Origin of the sequence: Aeromicrobium sp. IC_218, from assembly GCF_004336805.1 — a bacterium.
Classification (GTDB): Bacteria; Actinomycetota; Actinomycetes; order Propionibacteriales; family Nocardioidaceae; genus Aeromicrobium.
Genome location: NZ_SJXM01000003.1, coordinates 316,178 through 337,641 on the forward strand (window position 1 = coordinate 316,178; position 21,464 = coordinate 337,641).

General features: G+C 74.0%; 26 protein-coding genes and 1 riboswitch. Of the genes, 24 read left to right on the forward strand and 2 right to left on the reverse strand.

Going from position 1 to position 21,464, the window contains the following annotated elements; all coding sequences use genetic code 11:
- Nucleotides 1-11: 11 nt before the first annotated feature.
- The 18 genes from mihF (at nt 12) to E0W78_RS05740 (ending at nt 15,368) form a co-directional block, all read left to right on the forward strand.
- Nucleotides 12-326 carry an integration host factor, actinobacterial type gene (gene mihF / locus E0W78_RS05655; protein WP_019146545.1) on the forward strand — a complete coding sequence of 105 codons (315 nt, stop codon included), beginning with the start codon at nt 12-14 and terminating at the stop codon, nt 324-326.
- Entirely contained in the window at nt 319-891 is a 573-nt protein-coding gene (gene gmk / locus E0W78_RS05660; protein WP_131402870.1) for a guanylate kinase, read from the forward strand. The genes mihF and gmk overlap by 8 nt, the downstream gene beginning before the upstream one ends.
- 35 nt (nt 892-926) lie before the next feature.
- A complete protein-coding gene (gene rpoZ, locus E0W78_RS05665) occupies nt 927-1,235 on the forward strand; it encodes a DNA-directed RNA polymerase subunit omega (protein ID WP_131402871.1) in 309 nt (102 codons plus the stop codon).
- Nucleotides 1,236-1,285: 50 nt separating this feature from the next.
- Nucleotides 1,286-2,488: a bifunctional phosphopantothenoylcysteine decarboxylase/phosphopantothenate--cysteine ligase CoaBC gene (gene coaBC, locus E0W78_RS05670; RefSeq protein ID WP_131402872.1), complete on the forward strand. Its 1,203-nt coding sequence runs from the start codon at nt 1,286-1,288 to the stop codon at nt 2,486-2,488.
- A 64-nt stretch (nt 2,489-2,552) separates the two neighbouring features.
- Complete coding sequence (metK, locus tag E0W78_RS05675; protein WP_207392645.1) at nt 2,553-3,740, forward strand: methionine adenosyltransferase; 1,188 nt, start codon at nt 2,553-2,555, stop codon at nt 3,738-3,740.
- Between the two features lie 88 nt (nt 3,741-3,828).
- Nucleotides 3,829-5,826: a primosomal protein N' gene (locus tag E0W78_RS05680; protein WP_242686243.1), complete on the forward strand. Its 1,998-nt coding sequence runs from the start codon at nt 3,829-3,831 to the stop codon at nt 5,824-5,826.
- Nucleotides 5,827-6,011: 185 nt separating this feature from the next.
- On the forward strand, nt 6,012-6,950 hold the full coding sequence (gene fmt, locus E0W78_RS05685) for a methionyl-tRNA formyltransferase (protein WP_131402874.1): 939 nt from the start codon (nt 6,012-6,014) through the stop codon (nt 6,948-6,950).
- A complete protein-coding gene (locus E0W78_RS05690; RefSeq protein ID WP_131402875.1) occupies nt 6,950-8,245 on the forward strand; it encodes a transcription antitermination factor NusB in 1,296 nt (431 codons plus the stop codon). Before fmt ends, E0W78_RS05690 begins: the two co-directional genes overlap by 1 nt.
- Before the next feature lie 105 nt (nt 8,246-8,350).
- Entirely contained in the window at nt 8,351-9,019 is a 669-nt protein-coding gene (rpe, locus tag E0W78_RS05695) for a ribulose-phosphate 3-epimerase (RefSeq protein WP_131402876.1), read from the forward strand.
- On the forward strand, nt 9,016-9,702 hold the full coding sequence (locus E0W78_RS05700) for a hypothetical protein (RefSeq protein ID WP_131402877.1): 687 nt from the start codon (nt 9,016-9,018) through the stop codon (nt 9,700-9,702). The genes rpe and E0W78_RS05700 overlap by 4 nt, the downstream gene beginning before the upstream one ends.
- A gap of 13 nt (nt 9,703-9,715) precedes the next feature.
- Nucleotides 9,716-9,844, forward strand: a riboswitch (FMN riboswitch).
- Nucleotides 9,845-9,925: 81 nt separating this feature from the next.
- Nucleotides 9,926-10,969: a bifunctional diaminohydroxyphosphoribosylaminopyrimidine deaminase/5-amino-6-(5-phosphoribosylamino)uracil reductase RibD gene (ribD, locus tag E0W78_RS05705; RefSeq protein ID WP_131402878.1), complete on the forward strand. Its 1,044-nt coding sequence runs from the start codon at nt 9,926-9,928 to the stop codon at nt 10,967-10,969.
- Nucleotides 10,969-11,592, forward strand: a complete 624-nt coding sequence (locus E0W78_RS05710; RefSeq protein WP_131402879.1) for a riboflavin synthase — start codon at nt 10,969-10,971, stop codon at nt 11,590-11,592. The genes ribD and E0W78_RS05710 overlap by 1 nt, the downstream gene beginning before the upstream one ends.
- Nucleotides 11,589-12,830, forward strand: coding sequence for a bifunctional 3,4-dihydroxy-2-butanone-4-phosphate synthase/GTP cyclohydrolase II (locus E0W78_RS05715; protein WP_131402880.1), 1,242 nt, complete (start codon nt 11,589-11,591; stop codon nt 12,828-12,830). Before E0W78_RS05710 ends, E0W78_RS05715 begins: the two co-directional genes overlap by 4 nt.
- Nucleotides 12,827-13,297 (forward strand): 6,7-dimethyl-8-ribityllumazine synthase, encoded by a 471-nt coding sequence (ribH, locus tag E0W78_RS05720; protein ID WP_131402881.1) that lies wholly within the window; start codon nt 12,827-12,829, stop codon nt 13,295-13,297. The genes E0W78_RS05715 and ribH overlap by 4 nt, the downstream gene beginning before the upstream one ends.
- 21 nt (nt 13,298-13,318) lie before the next feature.
- Nucleotides 13,319-13,582: a phosphoribosyl-ATP diphosphatase gene (locus tag E0W78_RS05725; protein ID WP_019146558.1), complete on the forward strand. Its 264-nt coding sequence runs from the start codon at nt 13,319-13,321 to the stop codon at nt 13,580-13,582.
- A 48-nt stretch (nt 13,583-13,630) separates the two neighbouring features.
- Nucleotides 13,631-14,476: an ATP phosphoribosyltransferase gene (hisG, locus tag E0W78_RS05730; protein ID WP_131402882.1), complete on the forward strand. Its 846-nt coding sequence runs from the start codon at nt 13,631-13,633 to the stop codon at nt 14,474-14,476.
- A gap of 2 nt (nt 14,477-14,478) precedes the next feature.
- Nucleotides 14,479-14,895, forward strand: coding sequence for a PH domain-containing protein (locus E0W78_RS05735; RefSeq protein ID WP_131402883.1), 417 nt, complete (start codon nt 14,479-14,481; stop codon nt 14,893-14,895).
- Nucleotides 14,892-15,368 carry an SseB family protein gene (locus E0W78_RS05740; protein WP_131402884.1) on the forward strand — a complete coding sequence of 159 codons (477 nt, stop codon included), beginning with the start codon at nt 14,892-14,894 and terminating at the stop codon, nt 15,366-15,368. Before E0W78_RS05735 ends, E0W78_RS05740 begins: the two co-directional genes overlap by 4 nt.
- 28 nt (nt 15,369-15,396) lie before the next feature.
- On the opposite strand, the gene E0W78_RS05745 is transcribed toward E0W78_RS05740, so the two are convergent.
- Complete coding sequence (locus E0W78_RS05745; protein WP_131402885.1) at nt 15,397-16,131, reverse strand: alpha/beta fold hydrolase; 735 nt, start codon at nt 16,129-16,131, stop codon at nt 15,397-15,399.
- 70 nt (nt 16,132-16,201) lie between these two features.
- Between E0W78_RS05745 and E0W78_RS05750 the strand changes: the two genes are divergently transcribed.
- Nucleotides 16,202-16,900 (forward strand): WYL domain-containing protein, encoded by a 699-nt coding sequence (locus E0W78_RS05750; protein WP_131402886.1) that lies wholly within the window; start codon nt 16,202-16,204, stop codon nt 16,898-16,900.
- Between the two features lies 1 nt (nt 16,901).
- Here the strand turns inward: E0W78_RS05750 and E0W78_RS05755 are convergent, their stop codons facing one another.
- Entirely contained in the window at nt 16,902-17,939 is a 1,038-nt protein-coding gene (locus tag E0W78_RS05755) for a GNAT family N-acetyltransferase (RefSeq protein WP_165570413.1), read from the reverse strand.
- A 283-nt stretch (nt 17,940-18,222) separates the two neighbouring features.
- On the opposite strand from E0W78_RS05755, the gene infC reads away from it, so the two are divergent.
- Genes infC through E0W78_RS05780 form a run of 5 tightly spaced genes read left to right on the forward strand, consistent with a single transcriptional unit; the run spans nt 18,223 to nt 21,460 of the window.
- Nucleotides 18,223-18,924 (forward strand): translation initiation factor IF-3, encoded by a 702-nt coding sequence (gene infC, locus E0W78_RS05760; protein WP_242686244.1) that lies wholly within the window; start codon nt 18,223-18,225, stop codon nt 18,922-18,924.
- Between the two features lies 1 nt (nt 18,925).
- Nucleotides 18,926-19,120: a 50S ribosomal protein L35 gene (rpmI, locus tag E0W78_RS05765; RefSeq protein ID WP_131402889.1), complete on the forward strand. Its 195-nt coding sequence runs from the start codon at nt 18,926-18,928 to the stop codon at nt 19,118-19,120.
- A 33-nt stretch (nt 19,121-19,153) separates the two neighbouring features.
- Entirely contained in the window at nt 19,154-19,546 is a 393-nt protein-coding gene (gene rplT / locus E0W78_RS05770) for a 50S ribosomal protein L20 (protein WP_131402890.1), read from the forward strand.
- A gap of 22 nt (nt 19,547-19,568) precedes the next feature.
- Complete coding sequence (locus E0W78_RS05775) at nt 19,569-20,387, forward strand: RNA methyltransferase (RefSeq protein ID WP_131402891.1); 819 nt, start codon at nt 19,569-19,571, stop codon at nt 20,385-20,387.
- A gap of 26 nt (nt 20,388-20,413) precedes the next feature.
- On the forward strand, nt 20,414-21,460 hold the full coding sequence (locus tag E0W78_RS05780; RefSeq protein WP_207392647.1) for an ATP-binding protein: 1,047 nt from the start codon (nt 20,414-20,416) through the stop codon (nt 21,458-21,460).
- Nucleotides 21,461-21,464: the final 4 nt, after the last annotated feature.

Below are 21,464 nucleotides of genomic sequence, written 5' to 3' on the forward strand. Positions count from 1 at the left end.
GAGGTGGCCCGGTGGCCCTGCCCCAGCTGACCCCCGACCAGCGCCGCGCGGCGCTGGAGAAGGCTGCCGCGGCGCGGCAGGTGCGGGCCGAGGTGAAGAACCGGCTCAAGCACTCCGGCGCCTCGCTGGCCGAGGTGCTGGACGAGGCGGCCACCGACGACGCGATCGCCAAGATCAAGGTCGTCGACCTGCTCCAGGCGCTGCCCGGCGTCGGCAAGGTCCGGGCCCAGCAGACGATGGAGCGCATCGGCATCGCCGAGAGCCGCCGCGTGCGCGGCCTGGGCGCGAAGCAGGTCGAGGCGCTGCTCGAGGAGTTCCGTGGCTGAGCGCTCCCGTCTCGTCGTCCTCGCCGGGCCCACCGCGGTGGGCAAGGGCACCGTCGCGGCCCGCATCCGCGAGCGGCACCCCGAGATCTGGATCTCGGTCTCGGCCACCACGCGTCCGCCCCGCCCCGGCGAGGTCGACGGCGTCCACTACCACTTCGTCAGCGACGAGGAGTTCGACCGGCTCGTGGCCGAGGACGGCCTGCTCGAGTGGGCGGTCGTGCACAAGGCGGCGCGCTACGGCACGCCCCGCGCCGCCGTCGAGGAGCAGCTCGCCGCCGGACGTCCCGCCCTGCTCGAGATCGACCTGCAGGGCGCGCGGCAGGTGCGCGAGCGCATGCCCGAGGCGCTGCTGGTCTTCCTGGCCCCGCCCAGCTTCGAGGAGCTGGAGCGCCGGCTGGTCGGCCGCGGCACCGAGACGGCCGAGGAGCGCACCCGCCGGCTGGAGACCGCCCGCGAGGAGCTCGCCGCCGAGCCCGAGTTCGACGTCACGATCGTGAACACCGATGTCGGCCGCGCCTGCGAGGAGTTGGTAGACTTGTTCCGCTCCGGCTCCGTCCGGTCCTGATTCCTTTTCTCCCACTCGTTGCGAGGCCTGTCTTCATGAGCTCTTCGTCCACCACCCGCTCCGTCGCCATCGGCATCACCAACCCGCCGCTGGACGACCTGCTGGAGAAGACCGACTCCAAGTACCAGCTGGTGCTCTACGCGTCCAAGCGCGCCCGCCAGATCAACGCCTACTACTCCCAGCTGGGCGAGGGCCTGCTCGAGTACGTCGGCCCGCTGCTGGAGACCGAGGTCCAGGAGAAGCCGCTGTCGATCGCGCTGCGCGAGATCAACGAGGGCCTGCTGACCTCCGAGCCCGAGGTCCCCGCGGCCGAGGACGAGACCCCCGCCGCCGAGCAGGCCTGACCGCGGCGCGGCGGTGACGCCGCGCCCGCACCTCCCGGCAGGAGCGTGAGATGAGCAAGATCGTCCTGGGCGTGGCCGGCGGCATCGCCGCCTTCAAGTCCGCCGAGCTGCTGCGCCTGTTCACCGAGGCCGGTCACGAGGTCCGGGTCGTCCCGACCGAGGCCTCGCTGCAGTTCGTCGGCGCCGCCACGTGGGAGGCGCTGTCCGGCCAGCCGGTCCGCACGGGCGTCTTCGCCGACGTCCCGCAGGTGCCGCACGTGCGCCTGGGCCAGGAGGCCGACCTCGTCGTCGTCGCTCCGGCCACGGCCGACCTGCTCGCGCACGCGGCGCACGGCCTGGCCGGCGACCTGCTCACCAACACCCTGCTGACCGCGCGCTGCCCGGTGGTGCTCGCCCCGGCGATGCACACCGAGATGTGGGAGCACCCGGCGACGCAGGCCAACGTCGAGACGCTCCGCTCGCGCGGCACGATCGTCATCGAGCCGACCGTGGGGCGGCTCACCGGGGCCGACTCGGGCAAGGGACGCCTGCCCGACCCGACCGCCATCCACGCGGTCTGCCTGCAGGTGCTCGACGGACGTCCGCAGGACCTCGCCGGCCGCCACGTCGTGGTGAGCGCCGGCGGCACCCGCGAGTTCCTCGACCCGGTCCGCTTCCTGGGCAACCGGTCGTCCGGACGCATGGGGCAGGCGCTGGCGGAGGCCGCCGTCGCCCGCGGCGCCCGGGTCACCCTCGTGGCCGCGAACGTCTCGCTGCCCGCGCCGGCCGGCGTCGACGTGGTGCGGGTCGTCACCACCGAGGAGCTGCGCACCGCGATGCACGAGCACGCGGTCGACGCCGACGCCGTGGTCATGGCCGCCGCGCCCGCCGACTTCCGGCCGACCGCGCGCGCCGACGCCAAGATCAAGAAGGTGCCGGGGGAGGGGCCCGCCCCGATCGAGCTGGTCGAGAACCCCGACGTCCTGGCCGAGCTCGTCGCCCGCCGCACCGGCAAGCGTCCGGTCATCGTCGGGTTCGCCGCCGAGACCGGCGACGCGAACGCCACCGTCATGGAGCACGCGGCGGCCAAGCTCGCCCGCAAGGGGTGCGACCTGCTGGTCGTCAACGACGTCAGCGGCGACAAGGTGTTCGGCCACGACGACACCGAGGCGGTCGTGCTCGGCGCGGACGGCACGCAGGTGCCGGTGCCGCACGGCCCCAAGTCCGGCCTCGCCCACGCCGTGTGGGCCGCCGTCGCCCACAGGGTGGAATGAACGTGCCGATGGTCGTGCCAGGGCTACCATCGGCACGTCCCCGATCCACAGGAGCCAGCACACCGTGAGCCGTTTCTTCACGTCCGAGTCCGTCACCGAGGGCCACCCGGACAAGATCGCCGACCAGATCAGCGACAGCATCCTCGACGCGCTGCTGGCCGAGGACCCCGAGAGCCGCGTCGCGGCCGAGACCTTCGTGACCACCGGCCTGGTGCTGGTCGGCGGCGAGGTCACGACCAAGACGTACGCCGACATCGCCCGCATCGCCCGCGACCGCGTGCTCGCGATCGGCTACGACTCGTCCACCAAGGGCTTCGACGGCGAGTCCTGCGCCGTGCAGGTGACGCTCGACGCCCAGTCGCCCGACATCGCCCAGGGCGTCGACCGCGCCGAGGAGGCCCGCCTGGGCTCCTCGGTCGACCCGCTCGACCTGCAGGGTGCCGGCGACCAGGGCCTCATGTTCGGCTTCGCCGTCGACGAGACCCCCGAGCTCATGCCGCTGCCGATCACCATCGCGCACCGCCTGGCCGAGCAGCTGACCGCCGTGCGCAAGGACGGCACGCTGCCCTACCTGCGTCCGGACGGCAAGACCCAGGTCACCATCGAGTACGGCGACGACGACAAGCCCAAGCGCATCGAGGCGATCGTCCTGTCGACCCAGCACGAGGACGGCGTCGACCTGGAGCAGCAGCTCGCCGTCGACATCAAGAAGCACGTCATCGACGCGGTCCTGTCCGACTACGACATCGACGCGTCCGACTACAAGCTGCACATCAACCCCACCGGCAAGTTCGTCATCGGCGGCCCCATGGGCGACGCCGGCCTGACCGGCCGCAAGATCATCGTCGACACCTACGGCGGCTACGCCCGTCACGGCGGCGGCGCCTTCTCGGGCAAGGACCCGAGCAAGGTCGACCGCTCCGCGGCGTACGCGATGCGCTGGGTGGCCAAGAACATCGTCGCCGCGGGCCTGGCGACCAAGGTCGAGGTTCAGGTCGCGTACGCGATCGGCGTCGCGCACCCGGTCGGCTTCTACGTCGACACCTTCGGCACCGAGACGGTCCCGGTCGACACGATCCGCGAGGCGGTGCTGGAGGTCTTCGACCTGCGCCCGGCCGCGATCGTCCGCGACCTCGACCTCAAGCGCCCGATCTACGCGCAGACCGCCGCGTACGGCCACTTCGGCCGCGCCGGGCTGCCGTGGGAGGAGACCGGCCGCGCCGACGCGCTGCGGGCCGCCGCCGGTCGCTGACCACTGCTCGCGCACGGACCCGGGACGGCCTCGTCCCGGGTCCGTCCGCGTCCGGGGCCGGTCGGTGCGCCCTGGTAGAAACACCCCTGTGAGCGACGCCGACGACCCCGACCAGCTGTCGCTCGTCCCCGTTCCCGCCGCGCCGGCACCGCGAGCCCCTCGCGCGAAGCCGGTGAAGCCCGCCAAGCCGGAGCCGGAGGTCGCGGCCACCCGGCCGGTCGCCCGGGTCGCGGTCGACACCCCGCTGGCCCACCTCGACCGGCTGTTCGACTACCGCGTGCCCACCGACCTCGACGAGCGGGCCGTGCCCGGCTGCCGGGTGAAGGTGCGGTTCGCCGGCCGCCTCGTCGACGGCTTCCTGGTCGAGCGCGTCGACACGTCCGAGCACGACCGGCTCGCCCTGCTGGCCAAGGTCGTCTCACCCGAGCCGGTGCTGACGCCGGAGGTGCTGGCCCTCGCCCGCGCCGTGGCCGACCGCTGGGCCGGCACGCTCGCGGACGTCCTGCGACTCGCCGTGCCGCCGCGGCACGCCCGCGCCGAGACCCAGGAGTCGGCCTGGGCCACCGACGAGGTGCCCCGCCCGGACGCGTCCACGTGGGCGTCCTACGGCGGTGGGGAGGCGATGCTCGAGGCGCTGGTCTCGGGCCGGGCGCCGCGCGCGGTCTGGTCCGCCCTGCCCGGCTCGGCGCCGGAACGGGCGCTGGCCCACGCCGTGCTCGCGACGCTGCGGTCCGGCCGGGGCTCGGTGGTGGTGGTGCCCGACGCCCGCGACGTAGCCCGCGTCGACGCCGCCCTCGCCGCGGTGCTCGGCGAAGGACGGCACGTCGTCCTGACCGCGGCGCAGAAGCCGGCCGCCCGGTACCGCTCGTTCCTGGCCCTCGCGCGCGGCGCGGTGAAGGTCGTGGTCGGCACCCGCGCGGCCGCGTACGCCCCGGTGCACGACCTGGGGCTCGTCGCGGCGTGGGACGACGGCGACGACCTGCTGGTCGAGCCGCGGGCGCCCTACGCGCACGTCCGCGAGGTGCTGCTGACCCGGGCGGCCCAGGCGGACGCGGGGGTCCTGCTCGGCGCCTACGCCCGCAGCACCGAGGCCCAGGCCCTCGTCGCCAGCGGCTGGTGCCGCGAGCTGACCGCCACCCGCGACGAGCGGCGCGCGGCGTGGCCGCGGGTCGACGTCACCGACGGCTCGGTCGCCGGCGGCGCCCCCGCGCGGCTGCCGCACGCGGTGTTCCGCGCGATCCGCCAGGTCGACGGCCCGGTGCTGCTGCAGGTGCCCCGGCGCGGCTACCGCTCGTCGCTGGCCTGCCAGGACTGCCGCACGCCGGCGCGGTGCCGCGCGTGCCAGGGCCCGCTCGCGCAGGCGTCCGCGCGCTCGCCCGTCGCCTGCCGCTGGTGCGGCACCGTCGAGCAGCCCTGGCGGTGCACGGTCTGCGGGTCGGGCCGGCTGCGCTCGCCGGTGGTGGGCGCGCTGCGCACCGCCGAGGAGGTCGCGCGGGCCTTCGACGACCGCGAGGTCGTCACGTCGGGCGGCGAGACGGTGCTGTCGGACGTCGAGCGCGGCCGCACCCTCGTGCTGGCCACGCCCGGCGCCGAGCCCGCCGTCGAGGGCGGCTACGACCTGGTCGTGCTGCTCGACACGTGGCTGGCGCTGAGCCGCGACGACGTCCGGGTCTTCGAGGAGGCCCACCGGCGCTGGTTCAACGCCCTCGCCCTGGGCGGTCCGGGCAGTCGCGCCGTCGTGGTGGGGGAGCCGGCCGAGCTGCAGGCGCTCGTGCGGGCCGACCCGGTCGCCGTCGTCGAGCGCGAGCTGGCCGACCGCGCCGAGGTGCACCTGCCTCCGACGTCCCGCCTGGCCACGGTCGACGGTCCGCCCGACGTGCTGGCGGCGCTCGCCGCACGGTCCTGGACGCCCGACACCGAGGTGCTCGGCCCGGTGCCGCTGTCCGAGGAGGCCGAGCGGCTCGTGCTGCGCGCCCCGCGGGCGCAGGGCCTGGCTCTCTCGGCCGCGCTGCGCGAGGTACAGGCGGAGCGCAGCGCCGCCAAGCTCCCGTCCGTCCGCGTCCAGGTCGACCCGCTCGCGATCTGAGCGCGCGGCCTGGGCGGTGAGTCATCCACCATCCGAGCCCTCGCGGTGGTGGACTGCTCACCGCCCGACCTGGAGGGCGGTGAGTCGTCCCCCATCGGTGGGCTGTGGATGGTGGACCGCTCACCGCCCGAGGCGTGGAACGACCGGCGGGGACGGGTGGGGGAGCGCCGACTAGGCTCGCCCGGGTGAGACTCGTCTTCGCCGGCACGCCCGACACCGCCCTTCCGGCCCTGGAGGCGCTGGTCGCCAGTCGCCACGAGGTGGTCGCCGTGGTGACCCGCCCCGACGCCCCGGCCGGCCGCGGCCGCCGCCTGGAGGAGTCGCCGGTCGCCGCCCGCGCGCGGGAGCTGGGCATCGAGGTGCTCAAGCCGGCCAGGCCGTCCGACCCCGACTTCATGGCCCGCCTGCGCGAGCTCGCGCCTGACTGCTGCCCGGTCGTCGCCTACGGCGCGCTGCTCAAGCAGGACGCGCTCGACGTGCCGCCGCACGGCTGGATCAATCTGCACTTCTCGGTGCTCCCGAACTGGCGCGGTGCCGCCCCCGTCCAGTGGTCGCTCATGGCCGGTGACGAGGTCACCGGCGCCACGGTCTTCCGCATCGTCCAGGAGCTCGACGCGGGCCCGGTGCTCGGCGTCATCACCGAGCGCATCCGCGACACCGACACCGCCGGCGACCTGCTGGCGCGGCTGGCCGACGGGGGAGCGAAGCTGCTCGTCGACGCGCTCGACCACGTCGAGGACGGCGACATCTCGCCGATCGCGCAGCAGGAGGAGGGCGTGACCTACGCGCCCAAGCTGACCACCGAGGACGCCCGGATCGACTGGACGCGCCCGGCGTTCGCCATCGACCGTCAGGTCCGCGGCTGCACGCCCGCGCCCGGCGCCTGGACGACGCTCGAGCAGGGTGGCGAGGAGCCGCAGCGGATCAAGCTCGGACCGGTCACCGTGAGCGACGAGCGCACCCTGGAGCCCGGACGCCTGAGCGTCGGCAAGCGGGAGGTGCGGGTCGGCACGGCCACGACGGACGTCGTGCTCGGCGAGCTGCAGGCCCACGGCAAGAAGCGCATGACCGCGGCCGACTGGGGCCGCGGCGTGTCCCTCGGCCCGGACGCGAGGCTCGTCTGATGGCCGTCGATCTCGCCCGTCTCACCGCGTTCGAGGCGCTGCGCGCCGTCGACGAGCGCGACGCGTACACGAACCTGGTGCTGCCCGCGATGCTCACCGAGCGCGGCCTGACCGGACGCGACGCCGCCCTCGTCACCGAGCTCGTGCACGGCACGCTGCGCCGGCGCGGGACGTACGACGCGATCCTCGACCAGGTCGCCAAGCAGGGCGTCGCGAAGATCGACCCGCCCGTGCTCGACGCGCTGCGTCTGGGCGCGCACCAGCTGCTGAGCATGCGCGTGCCCTCGCACGCCGCCGTCTCGACGACGGTCGACCTCGTGCGCCGGCAGGTCGGACACAAGCCGACCGCGTTCGTGAACGCGGTGCTGCGCAAGGTCGCGCGCCGCGGCCTCGGTGACTGGCTCGACCTGGTCGGTGCCGGACTGTCGGAGACCGAGCGGCTGGCCGTCGTCGAGTCGCACCCGGCCTGGATGGTCGAGGCGCTCGGCCGGGCCCTCGAGGTCGGCGGACGGGACCGGTCCGAGCTGCCCGCCCTGCTCGGGGCCGACAACGCCTCGCCGCGCGTGACGCTCGTGGCCCGCCCCGGACTCGTCGACCCGGACGCCCTGCCGGGCGAGGCCGGCCGGCTCTCGCCGTACGCGCGCGTGCTCGACGGGGGAGTGCCCGGCGACCTGCCCGAGATCCGCGATGGACGCGCCGGCGTCCAGGACGAGGGCTCGCAGATGGTCGCGCTCACCGCGGTCGACGCGTCGGTCGAGGGCCGGGACGAGCGCTGGCTCGACCTGTGCGCCGGCCCCGGCGGCAAGGCGGCGCTGCTCGGCGCCCTGGCGGCCCAGCGCGGCGCCCACCTGGTCGCCAACGAGGCCCAGCCGCACCGGGCCGAGCTCGTCCGCAAGACCGTCCGCCAGCTGCCGGACGTCGAGGTCACCGTGCACGACGGACGCGAGGGGCCGTGGGAGCCGGGCTCCTTCGACCGCGTGCTCGTCGACGCGCCGTGCACGGGCCTGGGTGCGCTGCGCCGCCGCCCGGAGTCGCGCTGGCGCCGGCGGGCCGAGGACGTCCCCGAGCTCGTGACGCTGCAGGTCGAGCTGCTCGGGCGGGCGCTGTCGCTCGTCCGTCCCGGCGGCGTCGTCGTCTACGCGACCTGCTCCCCGCACGCGGAGGAGACCGTCGGCGTCGTCGAGGCCGCGACGGCGTCCGGTGTCGCCGAGCTCGAGGACGTCCGTCGCTGGTGGCCGCACGTCGACGGCACCGACGCGATGTTCGCCGCGGTCCTGCGCCGCACCGCCGACTAGCGTCTCTCGTCCGCGCTGGGCGTGACGTTCTGCACGCGACACGCCGGGAAGGGCGTGCACAACGTCGCGCTCAGCGCGAAGGCGAGCACCGCTAGGCTCCGGCGCATGGGCATCCAGATCACCCCCAGCCTGCTCAACGCCGACTTCGCGAACCTGGCTGCCGAGGCCGCGCGCATCCCGGGCGCCGACTGGCTGCACATGGACGTCATGGACAACCACTTCGTGCCCAACCTGACGCTCGGCGCGCCGGTCATCGAGGCCCTGGCGAAGGCGGCCGACCAGCCGATCGACGCGCACCTCATGATCGCCGAGCCCGACCGCTGGGCGCCGCAGTTCGTCGAGGCCGGCGCGGGCAGCGTCACCTTCCACGTCGAGGCCGCCCAGGCCCCGGTCCGGCTCGCCCGCGAGATCCGCGCCCAGGGCGCCCGCGCGTCCATGGCGCTCAAGCCGGCCACGCCGATCGAGCCCTACGCCGACCTGCTGCCCGAGCTGGACATGGTGCTGGTCATGACCGTCGAGCCCGGCTTCGGCGGGCAGAAGTTCCTCGACCTGTGCCTGCCCAAGATCCGCCGCGCCCGCGAGCTCATCGAGCGGACCGGCGCCGAGGTCTGGCTGCAGGTCGACGGCGGCGTCTCGCTGGAGACGATCGAGCGCTGCGCCGAGGCCGGGGCGGACGTCTTCGTCGCCGGCTCGGCCGTGTTCGGCGCCGACGACCCCGAGGCCATGGTCGGCGCCCTGCGCGACAAGGCCGTCGCGGCCTGCGGGCACGCGTGAGCGCGCCCGCGGCCCACGACCCGCGCCTCACCACCGGGGTCCGAGCCGGCTTCGAGGCCTTCGGTGACGCCGCCGGACGCTGGATGCTGCTGGCCGTGGCCGCCGCGGTGGGAGCCATCGCCGTGGTCGGCCTCGCCGCGCTGGCGTCGCCGGCGTGGTTCGACGCCGAGTGGCCCGCGTGGGACCCCGCCGTCCTCGTGCCCAACGTGCTCCTGAGCATCGGGAGCATGCTGGTGGCGCTCGTCGTCTCCGGCATCGCTCTGCGGCAGATGCGGACGCGCACGTTCGACGTGGGCGCGGGCCTGGCCCTGCTCCGACGCGGCCCGGTCTGGACGGTGGCGTCCGTCCTGGGCGGCGTGACCGCGGTGCTGGACGTCCCGCTGCACGGCGGAGGGGTGCTGCTCGCCCTGCCGTTCACCCTGTACACCCCCTTCCTGCTCGCCGACGGCGCCTCGGCCGAGGACGCGCTGCGTGGCGGGTTGCGCCTGCTGGCCGTCCGGCCCGGGCAGCAGCTCGCGCTGTTCGGCCTGACCGTCCTGGTGGCGCTCGGGGGCGCGCTCGCCTGCTTCGTCGGCCTGCTGGTGGCGCTGCCGGTGATCTCGCTCGCGTACGCGTGGGCGTACTGCCACCTGACGAGACGGCCCGCGACCGGCTGGACCGACGGGCTAGACTCGCCGTCGTAACGAGCTTCACGCTCGCGTGCTCCGGGGTCGGTGCAATTCCGAGCCGGCGGTGACAGTCCGCGACCCGCACGTCCCAGGACGTGCGGTTGAACCGGTGGGATTCCGGTACCGACGGTGAAAGTCCGGATGGGAGGTGCACGCGGTCGTCGACGTCCGGGCGCTGCCTGGACGTCTGCGACCGAGGTCCCGGAGTCCGCGCGCCCGATCGCGACCGGAGGGACCGATGGCCACCGCCACCGACGTCGAGCAGCAGGCGATGACGCGCGCCCTCGAGGCCGCGCGCAGCATCCCGCGTGCCCTGCCCAACCCGCGGGTCGGCTGCGTCCTCCTCGCCCCCGACGGCACCCAGCTCGCGGTCGGCCACCACCGCGGTGCCGGCACCCCGCACGCCGAGGTCGACGCGCTCACCCAGGCCGGTGACGCCGCCCGCGGCGCCACGGCCGTCGTCACGCTCGAGCCCTGCCACCACACCGGACGCACCGGGCCGTGCACCCAGGCGCTGCTGGACGCCGGGGTCGCCCGCGTCGTCTACGCCCAGTCCGACCCGAACCCGGTCGCCTCCGGGGGAGCCGCGGCGCTGCGGGCCGCCGGCGTCGACGTCGTCGGCGGCGTGCTGGCCGACGAGGCCGAGGAGCTCAACCGGGCCTGGACGCACGCCGTCACCCAGGGACGTCCGTTCGTCACCTGGAAGTACGCCGCCACCCTCGACGGGCTGAGCGCCGCGCCCGACGGCACGAGCAAGTGGATCACCGGCCCGGCCGCCCGCCGCGACGTGCAGCGCTTCCGCGCCGAGTGCGACGCGATCGTGGCCGGCACCGGCGCGGTGCTCGCCGACGACCCGCGCCTGACCGTCCGCGACGAGGACGACATGCCGCTGCCCTACGACCAGCAGCCCTTGCGCGTCGTGGTCGGCGAGACCACGATCCCGCGCTACTACCGGGTGTTCGATCGGGTCGCGCCGACGCTCATGGTGCAGTCGCGCGACCCCGAGGTCGTCCTGGGCAAGCTGCGTGACCACGGCATCCACCACGCCTGGCTCGAGGGCGGCCCCCGCCTGGCCGGGGCGTTCTGGGCGGCCGGGCTGGTCGACCGCGTCATCGGCTACATCGCGCCGGCCCTGCTCGGGTCCGGCCGCGCGGCCCTGGAGGGCGAGGCGACGACGCTGGCCGACCTGCGCCCCATCGAGATCGACGACCTCACCCGCGTCGGTCCCGACATCCGCATCGTCGGGCGCCCGCAGCGCGCGCCCCGGGAGGAGATGGACTGATGTTCACCGGACTGGTGGAGGAGAAGGGCCGGGTCGTCGCGATCGACGACCTCGGCGACTCCGTCCGCCTCGTGCTGCACGGCCCCAAGGTCGTCTCGGACGCCGCGCACGGCGACTCGATCGCGGTCAACGGCTGCTGCCTGACCGTCATGGCCCAGCCGGACGCCGAGAGCTTCGCCGTCGACGTCATGCGCGAGTCGCTCGACAAGACGTCCATCGGCGACCTGGCCGTGGGCGACGAGGTCAACCTCGAGCGCGCGGTCGCCGCCGGTCAGCGCCTCGGTGGCCACGTCGTGCAGGGCCACGTCGACGGCACCGGCCGGGTGCTCGACCGCACGCCGAGCGAGCACTGGGAGGTCGTGCGCTTCAGCGTCCCGGCCGACCTGGCGCGCTACCTGGTGCCGAAGGGCTCCATCACCGTCGACGGCACGTCGCTGACCGTCGTCGACGTCGTGGACGACGGGCCCGACGGCCCGTGGTTCTCCGTCTCGCTCATCCCGGTGACGCTCGCCGACACCGTGCTGGGCACCCGTCGGCCGGGCGACCGCGTCAACCTCGAGGTGGACGTCCTGGCCAAGTACGTCGAGCGGCTCCTCGCCGCCCAGAAGGGAGACCAGGAATGAGCGAGCACGAGAACGTGCGCCTGGACAGCATCGAGCGGGCCATCGCGGACGTCCGCGAGGGCAAGGCGATCGTCGTCGTGGACGACGAGGGCCGCGAGAACGAGGGCGACATCATCTTCGCCGCGAGCAAGGCGACGCCCGCGCTCATGGCCTTCCTGGTCCGTCACTCCAGCGGCCTGGTCTGCGCGCCGGTGGTGGGGGAGATCCTCGACCGGCTGGCGATCCCGCTCATGACGCCGCACAACCGCGACCCGCTGCGCACCGCGTACACGGTCTCGATCGACGCCCGCGACGGCGTGACCACCGGCATCTCGGCCGCCGACCGCGCCCGCACCTGCCGGATGCTCGCCGACTCGGCCACCGAGCCGTTCGAGCTGGTGCAGCCGGGCCACATCGTGCCGCTGCGCGCCAAGCCCGGGGGAGTGCTGGAGCGCCCCGGCCACACCGAGGCCGCGGTCGACTTCGCCCGCCTGGCCGGGCTGACGCCCGCCGGCGTCATCGGCGAGGTCATGAACGACGACGGCACGCTCATGCGGGCCCCGCAGCTGCGCGAGTTCGCCGACGAGCACGGCCTCGCCCTGGTCTCCATCGAGGACCTGCAGGTGTACCGCCGGCTCCACGAGAGCCAGGTCGACCGGCTGGCCACGACGCGCCTGCCCACCGAGTTCGGCGAGTTCACCGCGCTGGGCTACCGCGACCGGGTGAGCGGCGCCGAGCACATCGCGCTCGTGCACGGCGACCTCGGCCGCGAGGGGGTCCTGACCCGGCTGCACTCGGAGTGCCTCACCGGCGACGTCTTCGGCTCGCACCGCTGCGACTGCGGCCCGCAGCTGCAGGCGTCCATGGCGGCCATCACCGCCGAGGGCGCGGGTGTCGTCATCTACCTGCGCGGGCACGAGGGCCGCGGCATCGGGCTGCTGCACAAGCTGCAGGCGTACGCGCTGCAGGACGAGGGCCGCGACACCGTCGACGCCAACCTCGAGCTCGGGTTCGGCGAGGACGACCGCGACTACGCCGCCGGTGCGCAGGTGCTGCGCGACCTCGGTGTCGACTCGGTGCGGCTGCTGACCAACAACCCGCTCAAGCAGACCGCCCTCGAGCAGTACGGCGTCAAGGTGGCCGAGCGGATGCCGCTGGTCGTCCGCCCGACCGTCGACAACCTGCGCTACCTGCAGACCAAGGCCGAGCGCATGGGCCACGACCTTCCCAACCTCACCGACCTGGAGGACCTGTCATGAGCGGTGCCGGAGCACCCACCCTGTCCGTCGACGCCTCGGGCGCGCGCGTCGCCGTCGTCGCGTCCAGCTGGCACGACGTCGTCATGGACGGCCTCGTCGAGGGCGCCCAGCGCGCGCTGGCCGACGCCGGCGTCGAGGACGCCCACGTGGTGCGCGTCGCGGGCTCGTTCGAGCTGCCGCTCGTGGCGCAGGCGTACGCCAAGCACGGCTACGACGCGGTCATCGCGCTCGGCGTCATCATCCGCGGCGGCACCCCGCACTTCGAGTACGTGTGCGCGGCGGCCACCGACGGGCTCGCGCGGGTCGCGCTCGACACGGGCGTCCCGGTCGGGTTCGGCCTGCTGACCTGCGACACCGAGGAGCAGGCGATCGACCGGGCGGGGCTGCCCGACAGCCGCGAGGACAAGGGCCGCGAGGCGGTCGAGGCGGCGCTGTCGACGTGGGCGCTGCTCCGTCGCGTCGGCTGACGACCTAGGATCGGACCCGTTATGAAGACCTTCGACACGCTGTTCGCCGAGCTGGCCGACAAGGCCGCCACCCGTCCCGAGGGCTCGCGCACCGTCGCCGAGCTGGACGCGGGCGTCCACCAGATCGGCAAGAAGCTCGTCGAGGAGGCCGCCGAGTCCTGGATGGCCGCCGAGCACGAGGGCAAGGAGCGCACGGCCGAGGAGCTGAGCCAGCTGCTCTACCACGCGCAGGTGATGATGCTGGCCGCCGGCATCTCGCTGGAGGACGTGTACGCGCATCTGTGAGGGGCTGACCCCCGTCACCGACCGCACCCCTCTACCGCAAGGAATCTGATGCTCAAGGTCGCCGTCCCCAACAAGGGAGCCCTCGCCGAGGCCGCCTCCCTCATGCTGACCGAGGCGGGCTACCGCCAGCGCCGCACCTCCAAGGACCTCGTCGCCGTCGACGCCGACAACGAGGTGGAGTTCTTCTACCTGCGTCCGCGCGACATCGCCATCTACGTCGGCGAGGGCACGCTGGACGTCGGCCTCACCGGCCGCGACCTGCTGCTCGACTCCGGCGCGAACGCCACCGAGCAGGCCGCGCTGGGCTTCGGCAGCTCGACGTTCCGTTGGGCCGCCCCGGCCGGCGCGATGTCGTCGCTGCAGGACCTGCAGGGCGCGCGCATCGCCACGTCCTATCCGGGCATCGTCCAGCCGTACCTGGCCGAGCGCGGCGTCGAGGCCTCCGTCGTGCGTCTGGACGGCGCGGTCGAGTCGTCGATCCGGCTCGGTGTGGCCGACGCCATCGCCGACGTCGTCGAGACCGGCAGCACGCTGCGTCAGGCCGGCCTGGAGGTCTTCGGCGAGCCGATCCTGTCGTCGGAGGCGGTGCTGATCACCCGCACCGGTGCCGAGGAGCCGGCCGGCTACGGCACGTTCAAGCGCCGCCTGGACAGCGTCCTGGTCGCCCGGACGTACGTGATGATGGACTACGACATCCGCGTCGAGCACGTCGAGCAGGCGGTCGAGCTGACTCCCGGCATCGAGTCGCCGACGGTGTCCCCGCTGCATCGTGAAGGCTGGGTGGCGGTGCGCTCGATGGTGCCCCGCGAGGCCAGCCAGCGCGTCATGGACGACCTGTACGCCCTCGGTGGCCGCGGCATCCTGGTCACCGACATCCTGAGCTGCCGGATCTGACCGTGCCCGCCCCGAGCCGCACGTTCCGCCCGGTGGGCGCCCGTGTCGTGGCCTACGTGGTCGCGGTGCTGGTCGTCGTCCTGTCGGCCTTCATCGGCGTGGCGCTGCCCGACTTCGTCGAGTGGCACGCGTCCGAGATCGTCACGATGGCGCTGCTGCTACTCGGCGTCCTCGCCGGCCTGCACGCCATCGGCCGCAGCAAGGTCGTCGTCGACGACGAGGCGCTGCACGTCACCAACGGCTTCCGCACCCGCCACGTCCCGTGGTCGGACGTCGCCGGGTTCGCGATGAACTCCGGCGCGCCCTGGCCGACGCTCGTCACCAAGGACGACGAGCGGGTGATGCTGTTCGCCATCCAGGGCAGCGACGGTGCGCAGTCCCGCGAGGCGGTCGACTGGCTCCGGAGCCGGGTCCGATGACCCACGGTCCGTCGCTCGCCGAGCCGGCGTTCCCCGGGGACGACGGCCGGGTCTACCCCGAGCTGGCCGAGGCGCTCGGCGACCCCGCCCGCGTGCTCGCCGTGTTCGGCGGCGTGCGGGTCTTCGTGCCCATCGTCGCGATGCTCGGGGAGGACCACGTGCCCGGGCAGGGCGACAAGAACGCCGATATGGCCGCCGTCCTCATGACCGGCGCCGACGGCCGGAAGGGCCTGCTGGCGTTCAGCTCGTTGGAGACGATGGCCCGCTGGAACCCCGAGGCCCGGCCGGTGCCGGTGTGGGGCCAGGCGGCGGCCATCTCCGCGCTCGACGAGGGCGCGGACGCCATCCTGCTCGACCTGGCCAGCCCGCACTTCCAGCCGATCGACGGCGACGACGTGCGCCAGCTCGCGGCCGGCCGCGCCCTCGTGCGCACCGCCGCCGGCCTGGCCTGGGTCGAGTCGCGCGAGGGCTAGGGCGTCCTGCGGCCGGACGCCGCGCAGGTCAGTCGGTCCGCGCCGCGGCGCAGATGACGCCGGCGAGGTCGCCCGGCCGGCTCCACATGGGCCAGTGCCCCGTCGGCAGGTCGACCACCTCGAGCCGCTCGAGCCCGGCGACCTCGGCGAACATCGGGTGCCCCGCGGCGGCGAGCTCGCGCACCTGCGCGCCCGGGATCGAGCAGCACACGAGCGTCGTGGGCACCGCGCGGCGTGCCTCGCCGGTGAGGTCCACGGCCTGACGCAGCACCGGGGCGGGCTCCGGGACGGCCCGCTCGCGGAAGCGATCGAGCGTGTCGGCGTCGAGCCCCTCCAGGCTCGCCTGCTGGCCGAGGACGTCGAACGCGGGCAACGCCAGCTCCGTGACCTCCGGCGGCAGGTCGGCGGCGAACGCCGTCCCGGGCGCCATGGGCCCCGAGTCGACCCACACGACGCGATGGACGAGGTCGGGACGACGGTCCAGGACGATGCTGACCGGGCCGTTCGCCCCGCTGTGCGCCACGAGCGTCGCGGGCCCACCGGTGTCCGCGGGGAGGCGGGTCAGCACGTCGAGGAGCGTCGCGACCTGGTCGTCGAGGGTCCGCGTCGCGCGGTCGGGGTCGGTGGGGTCGAGCCCGGGCAGCGTCGTCGCCACCGCGGCCACGTCGGCGGGAAGGAGCTCGAGGACCTCGTCCCAGGCCCAGGCGCCCAGCCAGTGGCCGGGGACGAGGACGATGGGCGAGAGGCGGTGCGTCGGTGTCATGTCGTCATCCTCGGTGCGGTCCTGGACAACAGCGTGTCACCATCTATGGCATGAATCCGGACGAACGCCCGTGAAGCGCGCCGAGCGTCTCCACGCCCTGTTCGAGGCGCTCCGCCGCCACGGCCCGCGCGGCTGCTCGGCCGAGCGGCTGGCGCGCGAGTTCGGGGTGTCGGTGCGGACGATCAAGCGCGACCTGGCGGCGCTCGAGCGCAGCGGCGCGCCCGTGTGGTCGCGCCCCGGCCCGGGTGGTGGCTACGGGCTCGCTGCCGGGGCGTCCCTGCCGCCGGTCAGCCTGTCCCCGTCGCAGGCGGTCGGCCTCATGGCGGCCGTCGCCGCCGCGCCGGACGCCCCCTACGCGGACCTGGCGAGCGCCGGGGTCGCCAAGGTCCTGGACGTGCTGGACCCGCGCACCCGGGCCCGGGCCGAGCTGCTCGCCGGCCGGATCTGGGTCGAGCCGGGGTCCGTGGCGACGCGGGCGACCCGCTCGGCGCTGGAGGAGGCGATGGTCGAGCAGCGCGTCGTCCGGATCCGCTACACGTCGGGGGAGGGCGTGACGACCACGCGGGACGTGGAGCCCGTCCTGTTCGCGGGCCGGAACGGCCGGTGGTACCTGGTGGGCTGGTGCCGGCTGCGCGACGCGATGCGCTGGTTCACCGTCTCGCGCGTCGAGCGGGCCACCGTGACGCAGACGCCCTGCACGGGTCACGCCGTCGCGGAGGTCGGGGAGCCGCCGGCGAGCGCCCGGCCGGTCCACGGCCGGGCGGGGTGAGTCAGCCCGCGGCCCCCGCGGAGGGCGCCGGCCGCCCCGCCCCGTCGTGCGGACGCACCCCCCGCAGCGGAACGGTCACGTGCACCTGCCCCTCGCGCCGCTCGACACGGGCCACGAACCCGGCGTTGCCGACCGTGCGCAGCAGCGTGTCGTTGCCGCGTCCGCTGATGAGCGTGAGGTGCTCGGCGCCGTCCGCCCTCGCGCGTCCGGCCGCGTGCTTGAGCAGCTGCGTGCCGAGCCCGCGGCCCTGCCAGGCGTCCTCGACCAGCATCTGCAGCGTCCATCCGGTGTCGCCCCGCTCGAGGACGCCGTGCCCGACGAGGTCGAGCCCCACCTGCACGGCCAGCCCGTGACCGTGCTCGGGCAGCACCAGTCGCCGGGCGAAGCGGGTCGCCACCGGCATCCGCAGCGGCGTCTCGTAGCGGCGGTACAGGGTGGCGACGCTGCAGCGTCCGTGCAGGGCGGCCACCGCGTCGATGTCGGCGAGCGTCGTTTCCCGCACGAGGGGAGCGTCGCCCAGCGCCGACGGGGCGATGAGCGGCACGTCGGCGCCCGCGTCGCCGAGCAGCGACACCAGGGCCTGGGCGCGGGCGCGCTCCACCGGGGTGAAGGCGAACGCCCGGCTGATCCGCAGGGTCGTGCCGTCCCGCCGGGTCAGGTCGAGCACGTCGTGCCCGCTGTAGTCGGCGACGTCGGGCGGCTGGGTGCCGAGCAGGTCGGCCAGCACGTCCTCGACGGCACGACCCTCGTCCAGCACCAGCCGCACGGCGTCCAGGTAGGACGTCGTGGGGTCGGCGAGCGACGACCCGCCCAGGCGCACCACGACCACGTCCTCGCCGCCGGCCTTCTCGAACAGCTCGGCCACCCGCAGGTCGTCCCAGCCGTCCGGGGCGCTGACGACGAGCTCGTCGGTGACGCGGGGCGAGGTCGGGAAGACCTGCATGGAGACGATGTTGACGCCCGCGTCGCCGCAGGTGGTCGCCACCCGGGCCAGGTCGCCGGGCCGGTCGGGCAGGGTCGTGCGCACGCGCCACGTCATGGGCCCAGCCTGCGACGCGCAGGTTTCGGCTCCGGTCGCGTCGTGTTTCACCCGTGCAACGCGTGGCGGATTTCGTCTCGTGCGAAGACGCTGGTACGGTGGGTGGTCGAAGTGGAGTCCACCTCCCACCTGTCCGGCTGAGATGCTGGAGGGTCCTGCCGGACCAGCACGACTCGGTCCGGCTCGCGCAGGGCGTCCCTCGGGGCGTCCTGGTCCTGGTGGCCTCCGTCTTCGACGGAGGCCTTTCCCGTTTCGGGGCGGCCTCCAGCCTATCGACCGAATCTTGGAGGCACCTATCAGCAACGAGCTGCGCGTCAACGACCGGATCCGTGTGCCCGAAGTGCGTCTGGTCGGACCGAACGGCGAGCAGGTGGGCATCGTCCGGATCGAGGACGCCCTGCGGCTCGCCGCGGAGGCCGACCTCGACCTCGTCGAGGTCGCCGCGACCGCGCGTCCGCCGGTCTGCCGCCTGATGGACTACGGCAAGTTCAAGTACGAGAACGCCCAGAAGGCCCGTGAGTCCCGGCGCAACCAGACCAACACGATCATCAAGGAGATGAAGCTCCGCCCGAAGATCGACCAGCACGACTACGACACCAAGAAGGGTCACGTCGTGCGGTTCCTCAAGGGTGGGGACAAGGTCAAGATCACGATCATGTTCCGTGGTCGCGAGCAGCACCGCCCCGAGCTGGGCTACCGGCTGCTGCAGCGGCTCGCCGGCGACGTGGAGGACCTCGGCTTCATCGAGTCCAACGCTCGCCAGGACGGACGCAACATGACGATGGTCCTGGCCCCGCACAAGAAGAAGTCCGAGGCCCAGGCCGAGGTCAAGGCAGCGAAGGCCGAGTCCACCGCCGCCAAGACCGCCGAGCGCGAGGCCGAGGAAGCCGCCGAGAAGGCGCACCGCGAAGCCCAGAAGACCACCGCGACGCCGAAGAAGCCCCGTCGTCGCTCCGAAAACCTCGACCCAGACATGGAGGCATGAGATGCCGAAGTTCAAGCCGCACTCGGGCATGAAGAAGCGCGTCAAGAAGACCGGCACGGGCAAGCTCCGTCGCGAGCAGACCGGTAGGCGACACCTGCTGGAGCACAAGCCCAGCACGCGCACGCGTCGTCTCGACGGCACGGTGGACGTCGCCAAGGCGGACACCAAGCGCGTCAAGAAGATGCTCGGCCTCTGACCCTCTTTCCCCTGAACCACTAAGGAGCACCCCATGGCACGCGTCAAGCGTTCCGTCAACGCGCAGAAGAAGCGCCGCGAGACCCTCGAGCGCGCGTCGGGCTACCGCGGCCAGCGCTCGCGCCTGTACCGCAAGGCCAAGGAGCAGGTCACCCACTCGCTGGTCTACAACTACCGTGACCGCAAGGCGAAGAAGGGCGACTTCCGCAAGCTCTGGATCCAGCGCATCAACGCTGCGGTCCGCGCGGAGGGCCTGACCTACAACCGCTTCATCCAGGGCATCAAGGCCGCGGGTGTCGAGGTCGACCGCAAGATCCTGGCCGACCTGGCCGTCAACGACCCGGCCGCGTTCTCCGCGCTCGTCGAGCTGGCCAAGAACAGCCTGCCCGAGGACGTCAACGCGCCCAAGGATCCCGCTGCGGCCTGACGCCCGGCGCGACCCGCACGAGATGGCGAGCCCCGACGTCCTGACCGTCCGCTCCGGACGGATCAGGACGGCCCGGCGGCTCGCCACTCGTGCGTTCAGGGAGAAGACGCGCGAGTTCCTCGCGGAAGGTCCCCAGGCCGTCCGCGAGGCGCTTGTCGTTCCCGGCGTCGTCCGCGAGGTCTACGCGACGTCGGAGGCGACCGGCTCCCACCCCGACCTCACCGCCGCCGCGCGCGACGCGCGGATCGAGTGGCACGTCGTCGACGACGAGGTCGTCGAGGCGCTCAGCGACACCGTGCAGACCCAGGGCGTGGTCGCCCGCTGCGGGTTCGTCGAGACCGACCTGGACGCCGTGCTGGCCACCCCGGTCCGGTTCGTCGTCGTCTGCGCCGAGATCCGCGACCCGGGCAACGCCGGCGCCGTCATCCGCTGTGCCGACGCCGCTGGTGCCGACGCCGTCGTGCTCGCCGGCGACTCGGTCGACCCGTACAACCCCAAGGCCGTCCGTGCCTCGGTCGGCAGCCTGTTCCACCTGCCCGTCGTCCGCGACCGCGACACCGCCGGCGTCCTGGGCCGGCTGCAGGAGGCCGGTCTGCAGGTGCTCGCCGCCGACGGGGCGGGGGAGCGCGAGCTGCACGAGCCCGGCCTGGACCTGGCCCGGCCCACCGCGTGGCTCATGGGCAACGAGGCGTGGGGCCTGCCCGAGGCCACGCGCGCCCTCGCCGACGAGGTCGTCCGCGTCCCCATCTACGGACGCGCCGAGAGCCTGAACCTGGCCACCGCCGCCGCCGTCTGCCTGTACGCGACGGCTTACGCCCAGCGCTCCGGTGGGCTAGCGTGACGGCGAGCACGGGGGGTGTTCACGGAGTGACCGAGGTCGATCTCGACGAGCTGCCGGACGGGCTCATCGTCGCCGGGCCGGACGGCCGGGTGGAGTACGTCAACGGGTTCGTCCGCCAGCTGGCGCGCGCGAAGGGCGACGAGATGCTGGGCATGCACCTGGCCGACGCGCTGCCCTTCGACGACCTCAACGGCCACTCGTGGTTCGAGTGCGTCGACCCGTACGGCGGGCTGGCCACGCGCACGCGCATCTCGGAGCAGTCCTGGTGGTCGCCGCGCGGCAGCGAGTACCTCATCACCGCCCGGCTCGTCCGCGAGAAGCCGCTCGGCCCGGTCGTCCGCCTGGTCGTGTCGGTGCGCAACGCCCGCATCCGCAACCAGCGCGACCGCGAGCGCTCCGACCTCATCGCCACGGTCGCCCACGAGCTGCGCTCGCCGCTGACCGGCATCAAGGGCTTCGTGTCGACCCTTCTGACCAAGTGGGACCGGTTCTCCGACGAGCAGAAGCAGTTCATGCTCGCCACGGTCGACGCCGACGCCGACCGGCTCACCCGGCTGATCACCGAGCTGCTCGACGCGGCCCGCATCGACTCCGGACGCCTGACGCTGCGCCGCGGCCCGGTGCAGCTCGACGAGCTCGCGGCCCGCGTCGTCGACAGCGTGTTCGTGGCCAGCGGCTGGGACGGCGAGGTCGAGGTGACCGGCGAGGTCCCGGTGGTCTGGGGCGACGCCGACCGCATCACCCAGGTGCTGACCAACCTGGTCGAGAACGCGGTGCGCCACGGCAAGGGCCTGCGCGGCCTCGCGGTGCGCCCGGAGGTCCACGCCGGCGAGCAGGGCGTGCGCGTCCTCGTCCGCGACGCGGGGCCGGGCATCCCGGAGGAGTCGCGCATGCGCATCTTCAGCCGGTTCTGGCGCTCCGGACCCGGCGCCGGCACCGGCCTGGGCATGTACATCGTGCGCGGCATCGTCGACCAGCACGGCGGCCACATCGACGTCGAGGACGCCGACGGCGGGGGAGCGGAGATCAGCTTCTGGCTCCCGGTCGCCGAGCCGGCCGAGCTCCACGACTGAGCGG

What these genes read in the sequence shown, in the direction of transcription:
- E0W78_RS05745 (WP_131402885.1), bottom strand. Translation starts at nt 16,131, where the DNA reads ATGACACCGACGCACCGCCTCTCGCCCATCGTCCTCGTCCCCGGCCAC.
- rpoZ (WP_131402871.1), top strand. Translation starts at nt 927, where the DNA reads ATGAGCTCTTCGTCCACCACCCGCTCCGTCGCCATCGGCATCACCAAC.
- ribH (WP_131402881.1), top strand. Translation starts at nt 12,827, where the DNA reads ATGAGCGGTGCCGGAGCACCCACCCTGTCCGTCGACGCCTCGGGCGCG.
- E0W78_RS05755 (WP_165570413.1), bottom strand. Translation starts at nt 17,939, where the DNA reads ATGACGTGGCGCGTGCGCACGACCCTGCCCGACCGGCCCGGCGACCTG.
- rpe (WP_131402876.1), top strand. Translation starts at nt 8,351, where the DNA reads ATGGGCATCCAGATCACCCCCAGCCTGCTCAACGCCGACTTCGCGAAC.
- hisG (WP_131402882.1), top strand. Translation starts at nt 13,631, where the DNA reads ATGCTCAAGGTCGCCGTCCCCAACAAGGGAGCCCTCGCCGAGGCCGCC.
- E0W78_RS05715 (WP_131402880.1), top strand. Translation starts at nt 11,589, where the DNA reads ATGAGCGAGCACGAGAACGTGCGCCTGGACAGCATCGAGCGGGCCATC.
- E0W78_RS05690 (WP_131402875.1), top strand. Translation starts at nt 6,950, where the DNA reads ATGGCCGTCGATCTCGCCCGTCTCACCGCGTTCGAGGCGCTGCGCGCC.
- rplT (WP_131402890.1), top strand. Translation starts at nt 19,154, where the DNA reads ATGGCACGCGTCAAGCGTTCCGTCAACGCGCAGAAGAAGCGCCGCGAG.
- E0W78_RS05775 (WP_131402891.1), top strand. Translation starts at nt 19,569, where the DNA reads ATGGCGAGCCCCGACGTCCTGACCGTCCGCTCCGGACGGATCAGGACG.
- coaBC (WP_131402872.1), top strand. Translation starts at nt 1,286, where the DNA reads ATGAGCAAGATCGTCCTGGGCGTGGCCGGCGGCATCGCCGCCTTCAAG.
- E0W78_RS05710 (WP_131402879.1), top strand. Translation starts at nt 10,969, where the DNA reads ATGTTCACCGGACTGGTGGAGGAGAAGGGCCGGGTCGTCGCGATCGAC.
- E0W78_RS05740 (WP_131402884.1), top strand. Translation starts at nt 14,892, where the DNA reads ATGACCCACGGTCCGTCGCTCGCCGAGCCGGCGTTCCCCGGGGACGAC.
- ribD (WP_131402878.1), top strand. Translation starts at nt 9,926, where the DNA reads ATGGCCACCGCCACCGACGTCGAGCAGCAGGCGATGACGCGCGCCCTC.
- E0W78_RS05725 (WP_019146558.1), top strand. Translation starts at nt 13,319, where the DNA reads ATGAAGACCTTCGACACGCTGTTCGCCGAGCTGGCCGACAAGGCCGCC.
- rpmI (WP_131402889.1), top strand. Translation starts at nt 18,926, where the DNA reads ATGCCGAAGTTCAAGCCGCACTCGGGCATGAAGAAGCGCGTCAAGAAG.